This is a genomic window from Corallococcus sp. CA047B, assembly GCF_003612065.1.
GTDB lineage: Bacteria > Myxococcota > Myxococcia > Myxococcales > Myxococcaceae > Corallococcus > Corallococcus praedator.
The window spans coordinates 6,226-22,393 of record NZ_RAWD01000025.1 but is presented as its reverse complement, the minus strand read 5'-3'; the positions used below and the strand labels follow the sequence as shown (position 1 = coordinate 22,393).

The window sequence follows — 16,168 nt, the reverse complement described above, 5'->3', positions numbered from 1 at the left end:
GGATGGGCAGCTCCGGCAGCGGCGAGGGCCGGCTGGCGAGCCGCGCCTCGTACAGCGCGACCATCTCGTGGATGAGCACGGCGATGGACCAGCCGTCCGAGATGATGTGGTGCATCGTGACGAGCAGCAGGTGTTCGTGCTCCGCGAGCCGCAAGAGGCGCGTGCGCAACAGCGGCCCTTGCGACAGGTCGAAGGGCTGACGGGCTTCGTCCTTCGCCCTCAGTCCCGCCTCTTCCTCGCGTTCAACGAGGGGCAGGTGCTCCAGCGATTCGACCGACAGCGTCCACGGCGCGGGGGGCGCGAAGACCTGGGCGGCCGTGCCGTCAATCACCTGGAAGGTGGTGCGCAGCACCTGATGCCGGCGCACCAGCTCCGTGAAGGCCTCGGTGAGCGCGGTGACGTCCAGCACGCCTTCCAGGCTCAGCGCGGCGGGCATGTTGTAGAGCGCGCTGCCCGGTTGGTACTGGTCCAGGAACCACAGCCGCTGCTGCGCGAAGGACAGCTCGGCGGACGTGACGCCGGGGCGCGCGGTGATGGCGGGCGGGCGCGGCGCGCGGTCCGCTTCGGGCACGCGGTCCTCGATGCGGCGGGCGAGCGTCTCCACCGTGGGGTGGTCGAACACCTCGCGCAGCCGCACGTCCACGCCCAGGCCGGTGCGCAGGCGCGACGTCACCTGCGTGGCCAGCAGCGAGTGGCCTCCCAGGTCGAAGAAGCTGTCGGTGATGCCGACGTGGGCCAGGCCCAGCACCTGCGCGAAGATGTCCGCCAGCGTCTGCTCCAGCGGCGTGCGGGGCGTGATGAGGAGCGCCCCGCCGCGCAGGCTGTCCACGTCCGGCGCGGGCAGCAGCCGGCGCACCAGCTTGCCCGTGGGCATCACCGGCAGCGCGTCCAGGCGCATCAGCGCGGTGGGCAGCATGTACTCCGGCAGTCGCCGTCCCAGGGCCTGCCGCAGGGCCTCCGGTTCCCACGCGGTGTCCGGCTGGAGCACCACGTAGCCCACGAGCCGCTTGTCGCCGGGCACGTCCTCACGCACCAGCGCCGCCGCCGCGCGCACGCCCGGCACGTCGCGCAGGGCCGCTTCCACTTCTCCCAGTTCGATGCGGAAGCCCCGCACCTTCACCTGACTGTCGAGCCGACCGAAGAACTCGATGGCGCCGTCCTCGCGCCAGCGGGCGCGGTCTCCAGTGCGGTACAGCCGCGCGCCGGCTTCTCCGGAGAGGCCATCCGGGACGAACTTCTCCGCGGTCAGCTCCGGGCGCTCGTGGTAGCCGAGCGCCACCTGGGGGCCTCCGACCATCACCTCGCCGGGGACGCCGGCGGGGCAGGGGCGGCCGGTGGGATCCACGATGTACAGCCGCGTGCCGGGCACGGGCATTCCCACCGGGGGCAGCCGCTCCCAGGTGTTCGGCGGGCCGCGCAGGCGGTAGGCGCTGACGACGTGCGCTTCGGACGGGCCGTACTGGTTCTCCAGTGTGCAGTGGGGCAGTTGTTCGAAGAGGGCCACGAGCGCGGGCGTCACCTGCAACTGCTCACCGGCCGTCACCACCTCCACCAGCCGCTTCGGCACGGGCGCGCCGTGGGCCACGGAGTCCGCCATCGTCTGCAACGCGATGAAGGGCAGGAAGAACCGCTCCACGCCGTGACGGTCCATGAAGGCCAGCAGCGCCGGCATGTCCTGACGGGTCTCCGACGTGGGCACCACGATGGAGGCGCCCACGGACCAGGACGTGAACATCTCCTGATAGGTGATGTCGAAGTTGAGCGACGCGAACTGCAACGTGACGGCGTCCACCTTGGGCGAGCGCTGGCGCGTCCACGCCACCACCCAGGACAGCGTGCGGTGCGCGACCGCGATGCCCTTGGGACGGCCGGTGCTGCCGGACGTGTAGATGATGTAGCAGAGCGAGTCCGGCCAGATGGCGGACGGCGGCGCATGGGACGGCAGGGCGGCGAAGGTCGCGGCCTCCGTGTCCATGCACACCACGCGCGCATCCGTCGCGGGAATCCTGGGGAGGATCCATGACTGGGTGAGCACCACCTGCGAGCCCGAGTCCTCCAACATCAGGGACAGGCGCTCCGCCGGATAGGCCGGATCCATGGGGACGAAGGCCGCGCCCGACTTGAGGACGCCCAGCACGCTCACCACCATCTCCAGCGACCGCTCCAGGCACAGCGCGATCCGGTCTCCCGGACGCACGCCGCTGTCGCGCAGGTGCCACGCGAGCTGGTTCGCGCGGCGGTCCAGCTCCGCGTACGTGAGGGCCTGGCCTTCGAAGAGGGCCGCCACGGCGTCGGGCGTGCGGCGGGCCTGGGCCTCGAAGGACTCGTGCACCAGCGGTTCGGGGGGGCCGTCGAACGCGGTGGTGCTCCAGTCCACGAGGACGCGCTGGCGCTCGGCGTCGCTCAGGAGGTTGAGCTCGGAGAGGCGGCGCTCGGGGTTCGCGACCGCGTCCTCCAGGAGCACGCGCAGGTGCTCCATCATCCGCGCGGCGGTGGTCGCCTCGAAGAGGTCGCTGCGGTACTCGAAGGCGACCTGGAGTCCTCGCGGCGTTTCGGTGAAGACGAGGGTGAAGTCGAACTTGGACGTGCCGCTGTCCACGTCCACCGTGCGGAAGGTGAGGCCCGGGCCGGTCAGCTCCGCCATCGGCGTGTTGAGCAGCACCAGCGTCACCTGGAAGAAGGGCGTGTGGCCCGCCTGCCGGGGCGGTTGCAGCGCTTCCACCAGCTTCTCGAAGGGCACGTCCTGGTGCGCGTACGCGCCCAGCGTCACGGCCTTCACCCGGCGCAGCAGCTCCACGAAGGTCGGGTCGCCGTCCAACTGCGTGCGCAGCACCAGCGTGTTGACGAAGAAGCCGATGAGCCCCTCGGTCTGCGGCTGGTTGCGGCCGGCGATGGGCGCGCCGATGCTGACGTCGTCCTGGCCCGTGTAGCGCGACAGCAGCGCCTGGAGGCCCGCGAGCAGGCCCATGAAGAGCGTGCCCTTCTCGCGGCGGCACAGGGCCCGCAGGCCCTGCATCAGCGCGTGCGGGAACACCTCCCGGTGCGTGGCGCCGGGGTTGCTCGTGTCACCGGTGCGCGGGTGGTCGGTGAGCAGCTCCAGCGCGGGCGGGGCACCCTCCAGTTGCTTGCGCCAGTAGTCGACCTGTTTGTCCAGCAGGGCGCCCTGGAGCCAGTCGCGCTGCCAGATGGCGAAGTCGGCGTACTGAATGGGCAGCTCCGGCAGGGGCGAGGGCCGTCCGGCGGTGAAGGCTTCATAGAGGGTGACGGCTTCACGGATGAGCACGCCGATGGACCAGCCGTCGGAGACGATGTGGTGCATCGTGACGAGCAGCAGGTGTTCGCGCTCCGCGAGGCGCAGCAGGCGGGTGCGCAGCAGGGGGCCTCGCGACAGGTCGAACGGGGCGCGGGCCTCCTCGCGGACGCGGAGCAGGGCTTCGGCTTCGCGCTCGGCGGCGGGCCAGTCGCGCAGGTCCTCGACCTCCAGGGTGGAGTCCGCGGTGGGCGCGATGACCTGGATGGGATCGCCGTTCTGGACCTGGAAGGCGGTGTGCAGGGCCTCGTGGCGGAGCATCACCTCCGCGAAGGCGCGGCCCAGCGCGGACACGTCCAGCGTGCCCTCCAGCCGCATCGCGGACGGGATGTTGTAGAGCGCGCTGCCGGGTTCGTACTGGTCCAGGAACCACAGGCGCTGCTGCGCGAACGACAACGGCAGCGTCCCCGTGCGGGGCACGCGCTGGATGGACTGCGAACCCGGGGAGGCGGCGGGGCGAGCGGGTGCCGCTGGCGGCGTGGCGCGGACCGTGGCGGCTTGGGGGGAAGCGGTGTGCGCGGGAGCGTCAAGTTGCGCTGCGCGGACCGTGGCACCCTGCGGCGTCACGGCGTGCGCGGTGGCGCCCGGTTGCGTGACGTGAGCCGTGGCACCTTGCGAGGTCACTGTGCGAGCAGTGGATCCCATCGGAAACGTGGATGGGGCACTGGTGCTCGGCAGTGCAGCCGTGTGGACAGCGCCACCCGGCGTCGGCGTGGACCTCGATGGAGCATCCGCCGTCGTCGCAGGTCTCGCGATCATGCCCGGAGTCGAAGCCGGGGACGGGGGCGGCACGCGCGGAGCGGGCGTGAGCAGCTCCACCTCACCGTCCGAGCGATAACGCGCTCGAGCGCCAGTGCCGTACAGCCTTGCTCCCGTGCCTTCCGGTGACGCCGGCAGGCGCGCCTGGGTCAACTCCGGGGCCTTCCAGAAACCGAGCGGCACGGCATCCCCGCCCAGGAACAGCTCCCCCACCACGCCCACCGGAGCACGCCGACCGGCGGCATCCAGCACGAAGCGCGGCCCTGGCGTCGTGGTCTCCCGGGCTCCAGGAAGCAGCGACACGGGCGAGACAATCCGCGCGGAGGTGGCGCGCTGGAGCGCGCGCGCGAGGTCCGGCGACAGGCCCTCCGCGTCGTCCAGCACCAGCGTCCGCACCTGCCCCAACACGCCGGCCGCATCTGGCATCTCCGCGAGCGTCCTCGCGATCTCGAACGAGCCGCGCAGGTGCACCGACGGGCCCATGCGCAGGAGGCGCGCGAGCATCCCTGCCCGGTCCTCTTCGACGGGCGCGGCGTCCGTCATGGGCGCGGTGTGTTCCTGGCTCTGGCGGCGCAACACGTCCAGGTGCCGCAGGCCCTCCAGGGTGATCTCCGGGGCGATGCCGAAGTCGATGAGGCAGGCCACCTCGTCCACGTCGGCCTGTCGCAGTTGCTCCACGCGGGCCGCCAGCGAATCCGGCGTGCCGAACAGGCCGCCCGACTCCAGGTAGCGCGACACGCCCTGCTCCAGGAGCACATCCATGTCCTGGGGCGTGAGCGAGCGCACGTCGAAGCCCGGGCCCTGGCTGGCCACGAGTCCGTTCACCAGCTCCACCGAGCTGCGGAAGTAGCGCAGCAGCGGCTCACGCGCCTGTCGCTTCACATCCTCGCGGCTGGAGGTGACGAAGGTGTGGAGCATCAACACGACGTGGCCGCGGCCGGGGTGGCCCGCCTTGCGCCGGGCCTCGCGGTAGATGGCGATCTTCCGCTCCAGCTCCACGAAGTCCTGGCCCAGGCCCAGCACGTTGGTGAGCAGGCCCGTGCCCAGCTCGCCCGCGAGCCGGAAGGTCTCCGGGTTGAAGGCGGCGGTGATCCACACCGGCAATTCCGCCTGCACCGGGCGGGGACGGATGGCGAGGTCCACCTCCACGCCCGCGCCGTTGGTGCGGCGCACCGTGCCGCCCTTCCACAGCTTGCGTACCTCCTCCACGCCCCGACGCACGGCCTCCGGACGCTGGTGGAAGTTCTGCGGCGCGAAGACGAAGTCGTTCGCGTTCCAGCCCGTGGCGAAGGACACGCCCGCGCGGCCGTTGGAGAGGTTGTCGATGACCGACCACTCCTCCGCGACGCGCAGCGGATCATGCAGCGGCAGCACGACGCTGCCCGCGCGGATGGACACCCGCTCGGTCACCATGGCCAGCGCGGCGCTGGTGGCGGTGGGGCTGGGGTAGGGGCCCCCGAAGTCGTGGAAGTGGCGCTCCGGCGTCCAGACGGCGCTGAACCCATGGGCGTCCGCGAACTTCGCGCCGTCGATGAGCAACTGGTACTTCTTCCGCCCCGAGGCCTCCGCGTCATTGGCGAAGTAGAAGAGGCTGAAGTCCAGGGCCCGCTTCGTGGCGGTGCCCGTCCGACGTGACTCCTCTCGGAATTCGGCGCGCGAGGGCAGCACCACCGGAAGCCCACGGGACAGGGCCCACAGCAGCTCCAGGCCCGCCGGATCCGAATCCGCATCCGACGTGCTCAGCCACAGCTCGCCCGGCCGTGACTCCACGCGCGCATCCAGCGCGGCGAGGCGGTGGACGAGGTTGCGGTGGCTCAGCATCACGCGGGGACGCGACAGGTCCGTGCCTTCGCGCACAAGGCACGCGAGGCCGTCCACGGCCACTTCCGGCCCGTGTGCCCCTGGCGCGGCGCCTCCGGCCGAAGCGTCCTCCACGCGGAGGACGGACGCGGACACACCGGACGGAAGGGTGAGCGTTGCGTCGGTCACGACCAGGAGCGGGCCGCCCTCGTGTCCGAATGACGCCAGCTCCCCGAGCCCGTCACGCGACACCAGCGCATACGCGCCCCCGGCCGCCAGCACCCCCCACAGCGCGACGGCGCGCTCGGGAGACGGCTCCACGCACACGGCGACCGGAACGCCCGGCCCCACGCCTCGCGCCCGCAGTTGAGCCGCGAGCGCCAGTGCCTTCTGCCGCAGGGACCGCCACGACAGGACCCGCTCGTGCTGCCCCACGGCCATCGCGTCCGGCGTCTGCTCCGCGCGGGACGCGAGCAGGGCCGGCAGCGAGCCGTTTCCGGAGACGCGGACCTCGGTGCTCCGTGCGCGCACGGGCATCGCGTCCAGCGACAACCGGGACAGCGGCTTCGTGGGCGAGGCGACGGCGTCGGAGAGCAGGGCCTGCAACTGGGACAGCAGCCGCGCGATGGTCTCCGCGTCGAACAAATCGACGGCGTACTCCAGCGTCCCGGAGAAGCCCCGGGCGTCCTCCCGCATCAACATCGTGAGGTCCGCGAGCGACGTGCCGTACTGCGCGGGCAGCTCGGTGACGTCGTAGTAGACCAGCCGCAGGCCGGGGAAGTCCTCGATGGGCGCGGACACGCTCTCCGCGTGCAGCAGGAAGATGGCGTCGAAGAGGCGGCCCAGCCGGTGCTCCTCTCCGGGCTCCAGCTCCCCCAGCAACTGCTCATAGGGCACGTCCGGGTTCGCGAAGGCCCCGAGCGTGGTGTCGCGCACCCGCATCGCGAGCGTGCGGAAGTCCGGATCCCCCGCGGCGCTCGTGCGCAGCGCCAGCGCGTGCGCCACGTAGCCGATCTGCGGCTCCAGCTCCGGCCGCGTCCGGTTGCCGATGGACGTGCCCACCAGGATGTCGTCCTGCCCCGAGCACCGGGCCAGGAGCGCCGTGAAGCCGGCGAGCAGCGTCATGTACCCCGTGAGCCCCTCCCGCTGGCTGAACGCGTTCAGTGCGACGCTCAGCTCCTCCGAGAAGGTGAACGCGTGCCGCGCCCCGCGCCGCTTCGCACCGGGGATGCGCGGGCGGTCCAGCGGCAGGGACAGGGCCCCGGGACGTCCCGCGAGCTGGCGTCGCCAGTACGCCTGCTGATCCGCGAGCGTGCCGTCGGCGAGCACATGCCGCTGCCAGAGCGTGAAGTCGATGTACTGGATGGACAGCGCCGGCAGCGGCACGGTCACGCCGTGCACGAAGCCGGTGTAGAGGGCCAGCGCCTCGCGGATGAGGTTCACCAGCGACAGCGTGTCCGCGACGATGTGATGGATGGTCACGAGCAGCACGTGCTCCGTGTCCGCCATCCGCAGCAGGCTCACGCGCACGAGCGGGCCCCGGTCCAGCGCGAACGGCGCCGCCGGCTCCAGACGCGCGCGCCGCAGGGCCTCCGCCTCCAGGTCCCCGGCGAAGCCGCGCAGGTCCACCACGGGAATGGAGATGCGCACCTCGGGCAGCAGGCGCGGCACACCCTGGCCATTCACGTCCACGAAGACGGTGCGCAGGGATTCGTGGCGGCGGATGACCTCGTTGACGCCGCGCTCCAGCAGGTCCGGGCGCAGCGCACCGGAGATGCGGACCGCGAGCGGCTCGTTGAACAGCGAGCTGCCCGGCTCCCGGGCCCCCATCTCCCAGACGCGCTCCTGCACGTACGACAGGGGCAGGGGCTCCTTGCGGGGCCAGGGCTGGATGGCCGCTGCCGCCGCGGTCGGAGCTTCCCCTTCATCCGCGCCGAGCAAGCCCTCCGCCTGGAGTCGCGCTTCGATGCGCTCCGCGAGGCCCGCCACGGTGGGCGCCTCGAACAGGTCGCTCAGGGGCACCTGCGTGCGGAACGTCTCACGCAGCCGTGTGAGCAGCTGCGCCGCCATGAGCGAGTTGCCGCCCAGGTCGAGGAAGTTGTCGTCCAGCCCGATGTCCGTGATGCCCAGCCGCTCGCGCCACAGCTCCATCAGCCGTTGCTCGATGTCGCTCAGGCCGGAGGGCGCGGCCACGACGGCCACCGGGGCCACGGGTTCCACCGCAGGCGACGGCGCGACCGCGACCGGGGACGCGACCTCCGGCAGGGGGAGCGCGGGCCGGACGTCCACCGTGATGCGGACGGTCTCGAACGGATAGCCCGGCAGGGAGATGCGGCGGCGGGGACCGTGGGCGTGCAGTGCCTCCCAGTCCACGCTCGTGCCCAGGCGCCACAGCGTGCCCACGGACTCCAGCAGGGTCTGGAGATCGGACGTGGAGGTGCCCGCGCGGCGCAGCGAGGACACGGCCACGGTGTCCGGCGCCGTGCGCAGCCGCAGCCGTGCGAGCGCGGTGAGGCCCTGATCCGGCCCTGCCTCGATGAGCAGGCCATGGCCGGATTGCAGCAGCGCCTCCAGGCCGGCGCCGAAGCGCACCGGCTCCCGCATCTGCCGCGCCCAGTAGCGAGGCGAGGTGGCTTCCTCCGGACGGATCCACGTGCCGGTGAGGCTGGACACGTAGGGCACGGCCGGGGCCTTCAGCGTGAGGCCCGCGACGGCCCGCTCCAGCTCGTGCATCAGCGGTTCCACGGCGCGCGAGTGGAACGCATGCGACGCGGGCAGCCGCACCACGCCCACGCGCCGCCCCACGAGCGTGCGCTCCAACGCGGCCAGCGGTTCCAGCGGCCCGGACACCGTGCACCGGTCCGGACCGTTGAGGGCGGCGATCTCCAGTGAGTCGGAGAGCAGCGGACGGACGTCCTCCGCGGACAGGCCCACCGCGAGCATCCCGCCCGCGGGCAGCCGCGACATCAGCTCGCCCCGCACCACGGACAGCCGCAGCGCGTCCTCCAGCGACAGCACGCCCGCGACGCAGGCCGCCGCGTACTCACCGAAGCTGTGCCCCAGCAGGGCGCCAGGCTTGAACCCCAGCCCCATCCACCACCGCGCGAGCGAGACCTCCACGGCCAGCAACGCGGGCAGCGCGAAGCGGGGCTCCGCGAGGGCCGCCTCCGCACGGGCCTCTTCTCCGGCGGACGGGAACAGCACGGACTTGAGGTCCTGTGTCAGCCCCATGGACGGCAGCAGCGCGAGGCAGGCCTCCAGCTCCTGTCGGAAGCGGGGCTCGGCGTCGAACAGCTCGCGGGCCATCCCCACGGACTGCGCACCCTGACCCGGGAAGAGGAAGGCCACGCGCTGCGACGGCGGAGCCTCCACGTCGCGCACGGTGGACGTCGTGCCGGGCTTGCGAAGGGCCTCCACGAGTCCGGTGACGTCCTCCGCGACCACCGTGCGGCGCACCTCGAAGCCCTTGCGCCCCACGTTGCGCGTGAAGGCCACCTCCGCGAGCTCCACGTCGGAGCGGGCTTCCACCGCGTCGGCCAGCTCGCGCGTCACCGTCTCCAGCGCGGCGGGCGTGCGGGCGGACAGCGTGACGAGCTGCCGTGAACGACGTCCTCCGGAGACGGGCTCGCGCGCGGGCGCTTCTTCCAGCACCACGTGAGCGTTGGTGCCACCGATGCCGAACGAGCTGACGGCCGCGCGGCGGGGCCCGCCGGTGCGCTCCCACGGGCGAAGGGTGGTGTTCACGAAGAAGGGGCTGCGCGCGAAGTCGATCTCCGGGTTGGGCTGCTCGAAGTGGAGGCTGGGGGGCAGCTCGCCGTGGTGCAGGGCGAGGGCGGCCTTGATGAGACCGGCGATGCCCGCCGCCGTGTCCAGGTGCCCGATGTTCGTCTTCACCGAACCCAGCGCGCAGTAGCCCGTGCGCTGCGTGTGCGCCCTGTACGCCCGCGTGAGGGCCGCCACTTCGATGGGGTCGCCCAGCGAGGTGCCGGTGCCGTGCGCCTCCACGTACTCCACGCTGTCCGCGTCCACGCCCGCCGCCGCGAGCGCCCGGGCAATCACCTGGCTCTGCCCCTGGATGCTGGGCGCGGTGTAGCTGACCTTGGCCGCCGCGTCGTTGTTGAGCGCGGAGCCCTTGATGACCGCGTACACGCGATCCCCGTCCCGCATGGCGTCGTCGAGCCGCTTGAGCACCACCACGCCCAGGCCGCTGCCCAGCACGGTGCCCCGGGCCTTCGCGTCGAAGGCTCGGCAATGGCCGTCCGGCGAGAGGATCATCCCCTCCTGGAAGAGGTAGCCCGTGCGCTGCGGCAGGGACACCTTCACCGCGCCCGCCAGCGCCAGGTCCGACTGCCGGGTGCGCAGGCTCTGGCAGGCCAGATGCACCGTGACGAGCCCGGTGGAGCACGCCGTGAAGACGTTGAGGCTCTCTCCGCCGAGCTTCAGCTTGTAGGCCGTCTTGGTGGCCACGTTCTCGCCGCCGGTCGTCCCCAGCGCCTCGAACAGGGAGGCCGGGTCCTTGCGCGTCTGTCCCAGGAGCGACAGCAGGTGCACGTTGGAGCTGCCCGCGCCCGCGTACAGCGAGACGGGCTCGGAGAGGCGCTCCGCGTCGTAGCCCGCGTCCTCCAGGGCGTTCCACGCGCACTGGAGGAACAGGCGCTGCTGCGGATCCATCCACTGCGCCTCGCGCGGGGACAGGCCGAAGAACGCTGCATCGAAGCCGTCCGCCTCCTCCAGCACACCGCCCGCCGGCACGAAGTCGGGATGGTCGCGCAGCGCGTCCGGGAACAGCGGGGAGGGCTCCAGCTCCTCCTTGGTGAAGCGCGTGATGGACTCCACGCCCTCGCGCAGGTTGCGCCAGAACGCGTGCACGTCCGGAGCGCCGGGGAAGCGGCCCGCCATGCCGATGATGGCGATGTCGCCGGAGTCCTTCCCGGACGCCTCACGGGGCACCTCCGGGCGGGGCGTGGGACGGGGCGCGCTGGCCTCGCGCTCCAGCCTCGCGGCGAGCTGGGCGACCGTCGGGTGTTCGAAGAAGTGGGTGACGGGGATGTCCAGGCCCAGGGCCTCGCGAAGCTGCGTGCTGGCCTTCACCACCAGAAGCGAACCGCCGCCCAGGTCCTCGAAGAAGTGCGCGTGCAGGCCCACGCGCGGCACGTCGAGCACGCGCGCCCAGACCTCGGCGATGCGCTGCTCCATCGCGGTGCCGGGCGTGGCGAAGGGCGCGTCCGACGCGGGTTGCGCGACTGTGGGCGCGGGCAGGGCGTCGCGGTCCAGCTTGCCGCCCGGGGTGAGGGGCAGCGCGTCCATCCGCACGAAGGAGGAAGGCACGAAGGCATCGGGCAGTCGCTCCTTGAGGAAGCGGCGCACGGCCGGAATCTCCAGGGATTCATCCGCCACCATCCAGGCGCGGAGCTGGGTCTCGCCCGCGACTTCGCGTGGGAGCACCACCGCCTGACGCACGCCCGGGACCTGGGCCAGCGCGGCCTCCACCTCACCCAGCTCGACGCGGATGCCGTGCACCTTCACCTGGGCATCGCGGCGGCCCAGGAACTCCAGGCGGCCATTGGACAGCGTGCGCACGCGGTCCCCCGTGCGGTACAGCCGGGCGCCGGGCTCTTGGGAGAACGGGTCGGGCACGAAGCGCTCGGCGGTGAGCGCGGGCCGCTCCAGGTAGCCGCGCGCCACGCCTACGCCTCCCACGTACAGCTCTCCCGGCACGCCCACGGGCACGGGCTCACCGCGTCCATCGAGCACGAACATGCGCACGCCAGGGATGGCGCGGCCGATGGACGGACGCGTGGCGTCCACGTCCGGGTCCAGGGTCGCGCAGATGGTGATCTCCGTGGGGCCGTAGGCGTTGAGGAAGCGGCGGCCCGGCTTCCAGCGCGAGGCCAGCTCCGGCGTGCACGCCTCGCCCACGGACGCCACGACCTCCAGCAGGGGCAGCGCGGAGGGCTCCAGGGGCGCAAGCGACGTGGGCGTGGCGGTGACGGCGGTGATGCGCTCGGAGGCGAGCACCTGCTGCAACGGAGGCCCCGGCAGCAGCGACTCCGGCGGCGCGAGCACCAGCGTCGCGCCGGACAGGAGGGCGGCGAAGATCTCACCCACCGACGCGTCGAAGCCGATGGACGCCAGTTGCAGCAGCCGGCTGCCCGGACGCAGCTTGAGCGCGTCGCCCAGGGCGGAGGCGGTGTTGCACAGGCCGTGGTGCGCCAGCAGCGCGCCCTTGGGCGTGCCGGTGGAGCCGGAGGTGAAGATGACGTAGGCGAGGTGCGCGGGCGTGATGGCCGGCGCGGGTTCGGGAGGCAGGGGGGACCGTGCCTCCAGCGAAGCGCGCTCCTCGTCGAGCAGCACCAGCAACTCACCCTGGGGCGCCAGCCGGTCCGCCAGCGCTTCGTTGCTCAACAGCACGGCCCCCCGTGCCTCGCGCAGCATCGCTTCCAGGCGCGCCGGGGGCTGTCCCGGATCCAACGGCAGGAAGGCGGCGCCCGCCTTGAGCACGCCGAACAGCGCCACCACCAGGTCAGGGGTGCGCTCCAACTGCACGCCGACGATTTGATCCGGACGGACGCCTGCCACGATGAGGTGCCGCGCGAGCTGGTTCGCGCGGGCGTCGAGCTGTGCGTACGTCAGCGTCGTTTCGCCCAGCGCGACGGCGATGGCCTCGGGCGTGGTCCGGGCCTGCGCCTCGAAGAGACGGTGCGCGAGGTCCGGGGCCACGGAGGGGCCGGTGGAGCGCCATGCCTCCATCACCTGTCGGCGGTCGTCCGGGGTCAGCAGGGGCAGGGCGGTGATGGCCTGCTCGGGGTGCGCGGCCGCGCCGACCAGCAGCGTGTCCAACTGCCCGAGCATCCGCGCGATGGTGTCCGCGTCGAAGAGGTCGGTGGCGTACTCGCACATCAGCTCCAGCCCGTTCCCGGAGTCGGTGACGGAGAGCGTCAGGTCGAGCTTGGTGGCGCCGGTGTCTCCGAGCGTGCTGCTCAGCGTGAGGCCGGGCAGGTGCACCGGGTGGGACGCGGCGTCCTGGAGGACGAGCTTCACCTGGAAGAGGGGCGCGTGCGCGAGGCTGCGCTCCGGATTGAGGCCGCGCACCATCGCGTCGAAGGGCAGGTCCTGGTGGGCCCACGCCTCCAGCGACGTGCGGTGGGCGCGGCGCAGCAGCTCACGGAAGGACGGCGCGCCGGAGAGGTCGCCACGCAGCGGAAGCTGGTTGACGAACAGGCCGACGATGCCCGCGGTCTCCGGCCGCGCGCGGTGCGCGGTGTCCACGCCCACCACCACGTCCTCCTGCCCGGTGTAGCGGTGCAGCAGCACCTGGAAGCCCGCGAGCAGCGCCACGAAGGGCGTGGTGCCCTCGCGCGAAGCGAGTGTCTTCACCCGGTCCCAGGCCGCCTTCTCCAACCGGTGGGTCCGCTGGGCGCCCCGGTAGGACTGCACGCGGGGCCGGCGACGATCGCCGGGAAGGTCGAGCACGGGCGGGGCTCCGGCCAGGTGCTCGCGCCACCAGCCGAGCAGATCCTCCTGTCGCTCACCGCGCAGCCACGAGCGCTGCCACGACGCATGGTCGGCGTACTGGAGGGGCAGCTCGGGCAGGGTGGGGACGCGCCCGGCGGACAGCGCCGCGTAGGCCTCCGCCAGCTCCCGCAGCAGCACGCGCATGGACCAGCCGTCCGCGACCAGGTGATGCACGGTGAGCAGCAGCCAGTGCCGCGCGGGCTCCAGGCGCAGCAGCGTCACCCGGATCAGCGGGCCCCGGGCAAGGTCGAAGGGACGCCGGGCCTCTTCGTTCGCGAGCTTCCGGGCCTCGGCTTCGCGCGCATCGGCGGGAACCGAAGCGAGGTCCACGACGGGCAGCGACAGCTTCAGGTCCGCGAGGATGCGCTGGCCGGGCTCACCGCGCGTCTCCACGAACACGGTGCGCAGGGCTTCATGTCGCCGCACGAGGAACTGGAGGCCCTTCTCCAGCGCGGACACGTCGAGCGTCCCGTCCAGTCGGGACACGATGGGGACGTTGTAGAAGGCGCTGCCCGGCTCCAGGCGGTCCAGGAACCACAGGCGCTCCTGCGCGAAGGACAGCGGCATCGACTCCGTGCGGGGCACGCGAGTCGGCGCCGGACGCGAAGCGGACCCGGAGGCCGTCGCTTCGCGCACCAGCTCCGCCGCGCTCGCGCCGCGCAGCAGCGTCTCCATCGAAACGGGCACGCCCAGCGTCTGCTCCAGCGTGTGCGCCAGCTCCACCGCCGCCAGCGAGTCCAGCCCGTACTGCGTCAGTGGCACATCGACATCCAGGTCCTCGACGCGGGAGCCCAGTCGCGCTGCCACCCGTGCGAGCACGCGGGATTCCAGCTCCGAAGGTGGAGTGCGTGAGTCGGTTCCGCCCACCGGATCCGACGCCGATGCCCGTGCATCGGCCTTCTCCCCCTGCGCTTCGACCAGCGCGAGCACGTGGGACTCCAGCTCCGAAGCCGAGGCGTGCGCATCGAACGCCTCCGTCCTCGCGCCCGTACGTGATTCCAGCGCCGGGGCCGGAGGCGGTGCGTTCCGCTGCTCGGGTCCTGATGCGCGGCCCGCGGCAGGCCCGTGCGTCTCCGACTCGGGTGCACGCCACGCATGCAGCTCCCGCAGTCCGCCCGCGAGGAACGCCGCGCGCGTGGCCCGCCGCTGCACCTTGCCGCTGGACGTCTTCGGCAGGCTCCCGGACTCGATGAGCACCACTGCGTGGGGCATCACCTCATGCGTCTCCGCCAGCCGCCGACGGATGGCCCCCAGCAACTGCGCCGCGTCCCCATCCCACTTGCGCGGATCCACCTCCTGCACCACGACGAGCCGCTCCTCGCCGTCCACCTCGACGCCGAAGGCCACGCCGCACCCGGGCCGCAGCGCGGGGTGGCTCTCCTCCACCACCACCTCCAGGTCCTGCGGGTACAGGTTCCTGCCCCGCAGGATGATCAGATCCTTGGCGCGGCCCGTGACGTACAGCTCCCCCGCGTCCAGGAACCCCAGGTCCCCGGTGCGCAGGAACGGCCCTTCCCCCGTGGCGATGCGCGCGCCGAAGACCCGCGCGGACTCCTCCGGCTGCCGCCAGTACCCCTGGGCCACGCTGGGCCCCTTCACCCAGATTTCGCCCACCTCGCCCGGCGCCAGCACCCGGCCCGACTCCGGCTCCACGACGAGCAGTCGCTGCTCAGGAAGCGTCGTGCCGCAGCCCACCAGCGTCCGGGGCTGCCGCGAGGGCGCCTTCGCCTGTCCCGACTCCAGCGCGGACGCGTCCACGTCGCGCAGGATGGGCGCTGCCTCCTTCGCGCCTCCGGAGACGATGAGCGTCGCTTCCGCCAGCCCGTAGCACGGGTAGAACGCCTCGCGGCGGAACCCGTGGGGCGCGAAGGCCTCCGTGAAATGCGCCAGCGTGTCCGGACGGATGGGCTCCGCGCCGCAGAACGCCACCTCCCAGCGGCTCAGGTCCAGGCCCTGGCGCTCGGCGGGCGGGATGCGCCGCACGCACAACTCGAACGCGAAGTTGGGGCCGCCGCTGATGGTGCCGCCGAAGCGGGTCAGCGCCTCCAGCCACGCGCGCGGGCGCTTGAGGAACGACAGCGGCGACATCAGCGCCGTGTGGAAGCCCTGCGCCAGCGGCACCAGCACGCCGCCGATGAGCCCCATGTCGTGGTACGGCGGCAGCCAGATGACGCCCACGCTGTCGTCGCGCGTCTGGAAGGCGCGGCGGATGGCGTCCAGGTTGTGCAGCAGGTTGCCGTGGCTCAGCATCACGCCCCGGGGTGTGCCCGTGCTGCCCGACGTGTATTGCAGGAAGGCCAGCGTGTCGGCCGTCACGTCCGGCCGCTTCCACGCCGCCTCGCCGCCCGCCTCCAACGCGTCCGTCGCCACCCACTTCAGCGCGCGCAATTCCGGCGCGTCCGTGAAGAGGAACTCCGCCATCGACAGGATGACGGAGGTGGTGAGCACCACCGTCGCCCCCGAGTCCGCGATGAGCGCGCGCAGGCGGGGCAGGGTGCGCTCCAGCCGCGAGGGATCCGGCGGGTACGCGGGCACCGCCACCAGCCCTGAACACACGCACCCGAAGAAGCCCGCCAGGTAGTCCGCGCCCGGCGGGTAGAGCAGGACCGCGCGCTCCCCCTGGGCGGCGAGGGCCTGGAGCGCGGCGGCGATGCGGTGGGCGTGCGAGGCCAGTCCACCCTGCGTGAGGGTCACCTCCGCGTCGTCCTCCAGGAACGTGTAGAGGCGCTGGTCCGGACGACGCGTGCTTCGCTCTTCGAGGAGATCGATCAGGGTCACGGGCAT

The 16,168-nt window shown here is 72.5% G+C and carries 1 protein-coding gene (cut by a window edge); it reads right to left on the bottom strand.

Features of this window, described 5'->3' with window-relative positions:
* Positions 1 to 16,168, bottom strand: the 5' portion of a protein-coding gene (locus D7X74_RS06780; RefSeq protein WP_120532099.1) for a non-ribosomal peptide synthase/polyketide synthase. The gene continues 13,034 nt to the left of window position 1, outside the view; the window shows 16,168 of its 29,202 coding nt (coding positions 1–16,168); its start codon is at positions 16,166 to 16,168; its stop codon lies off the left edge, out of view.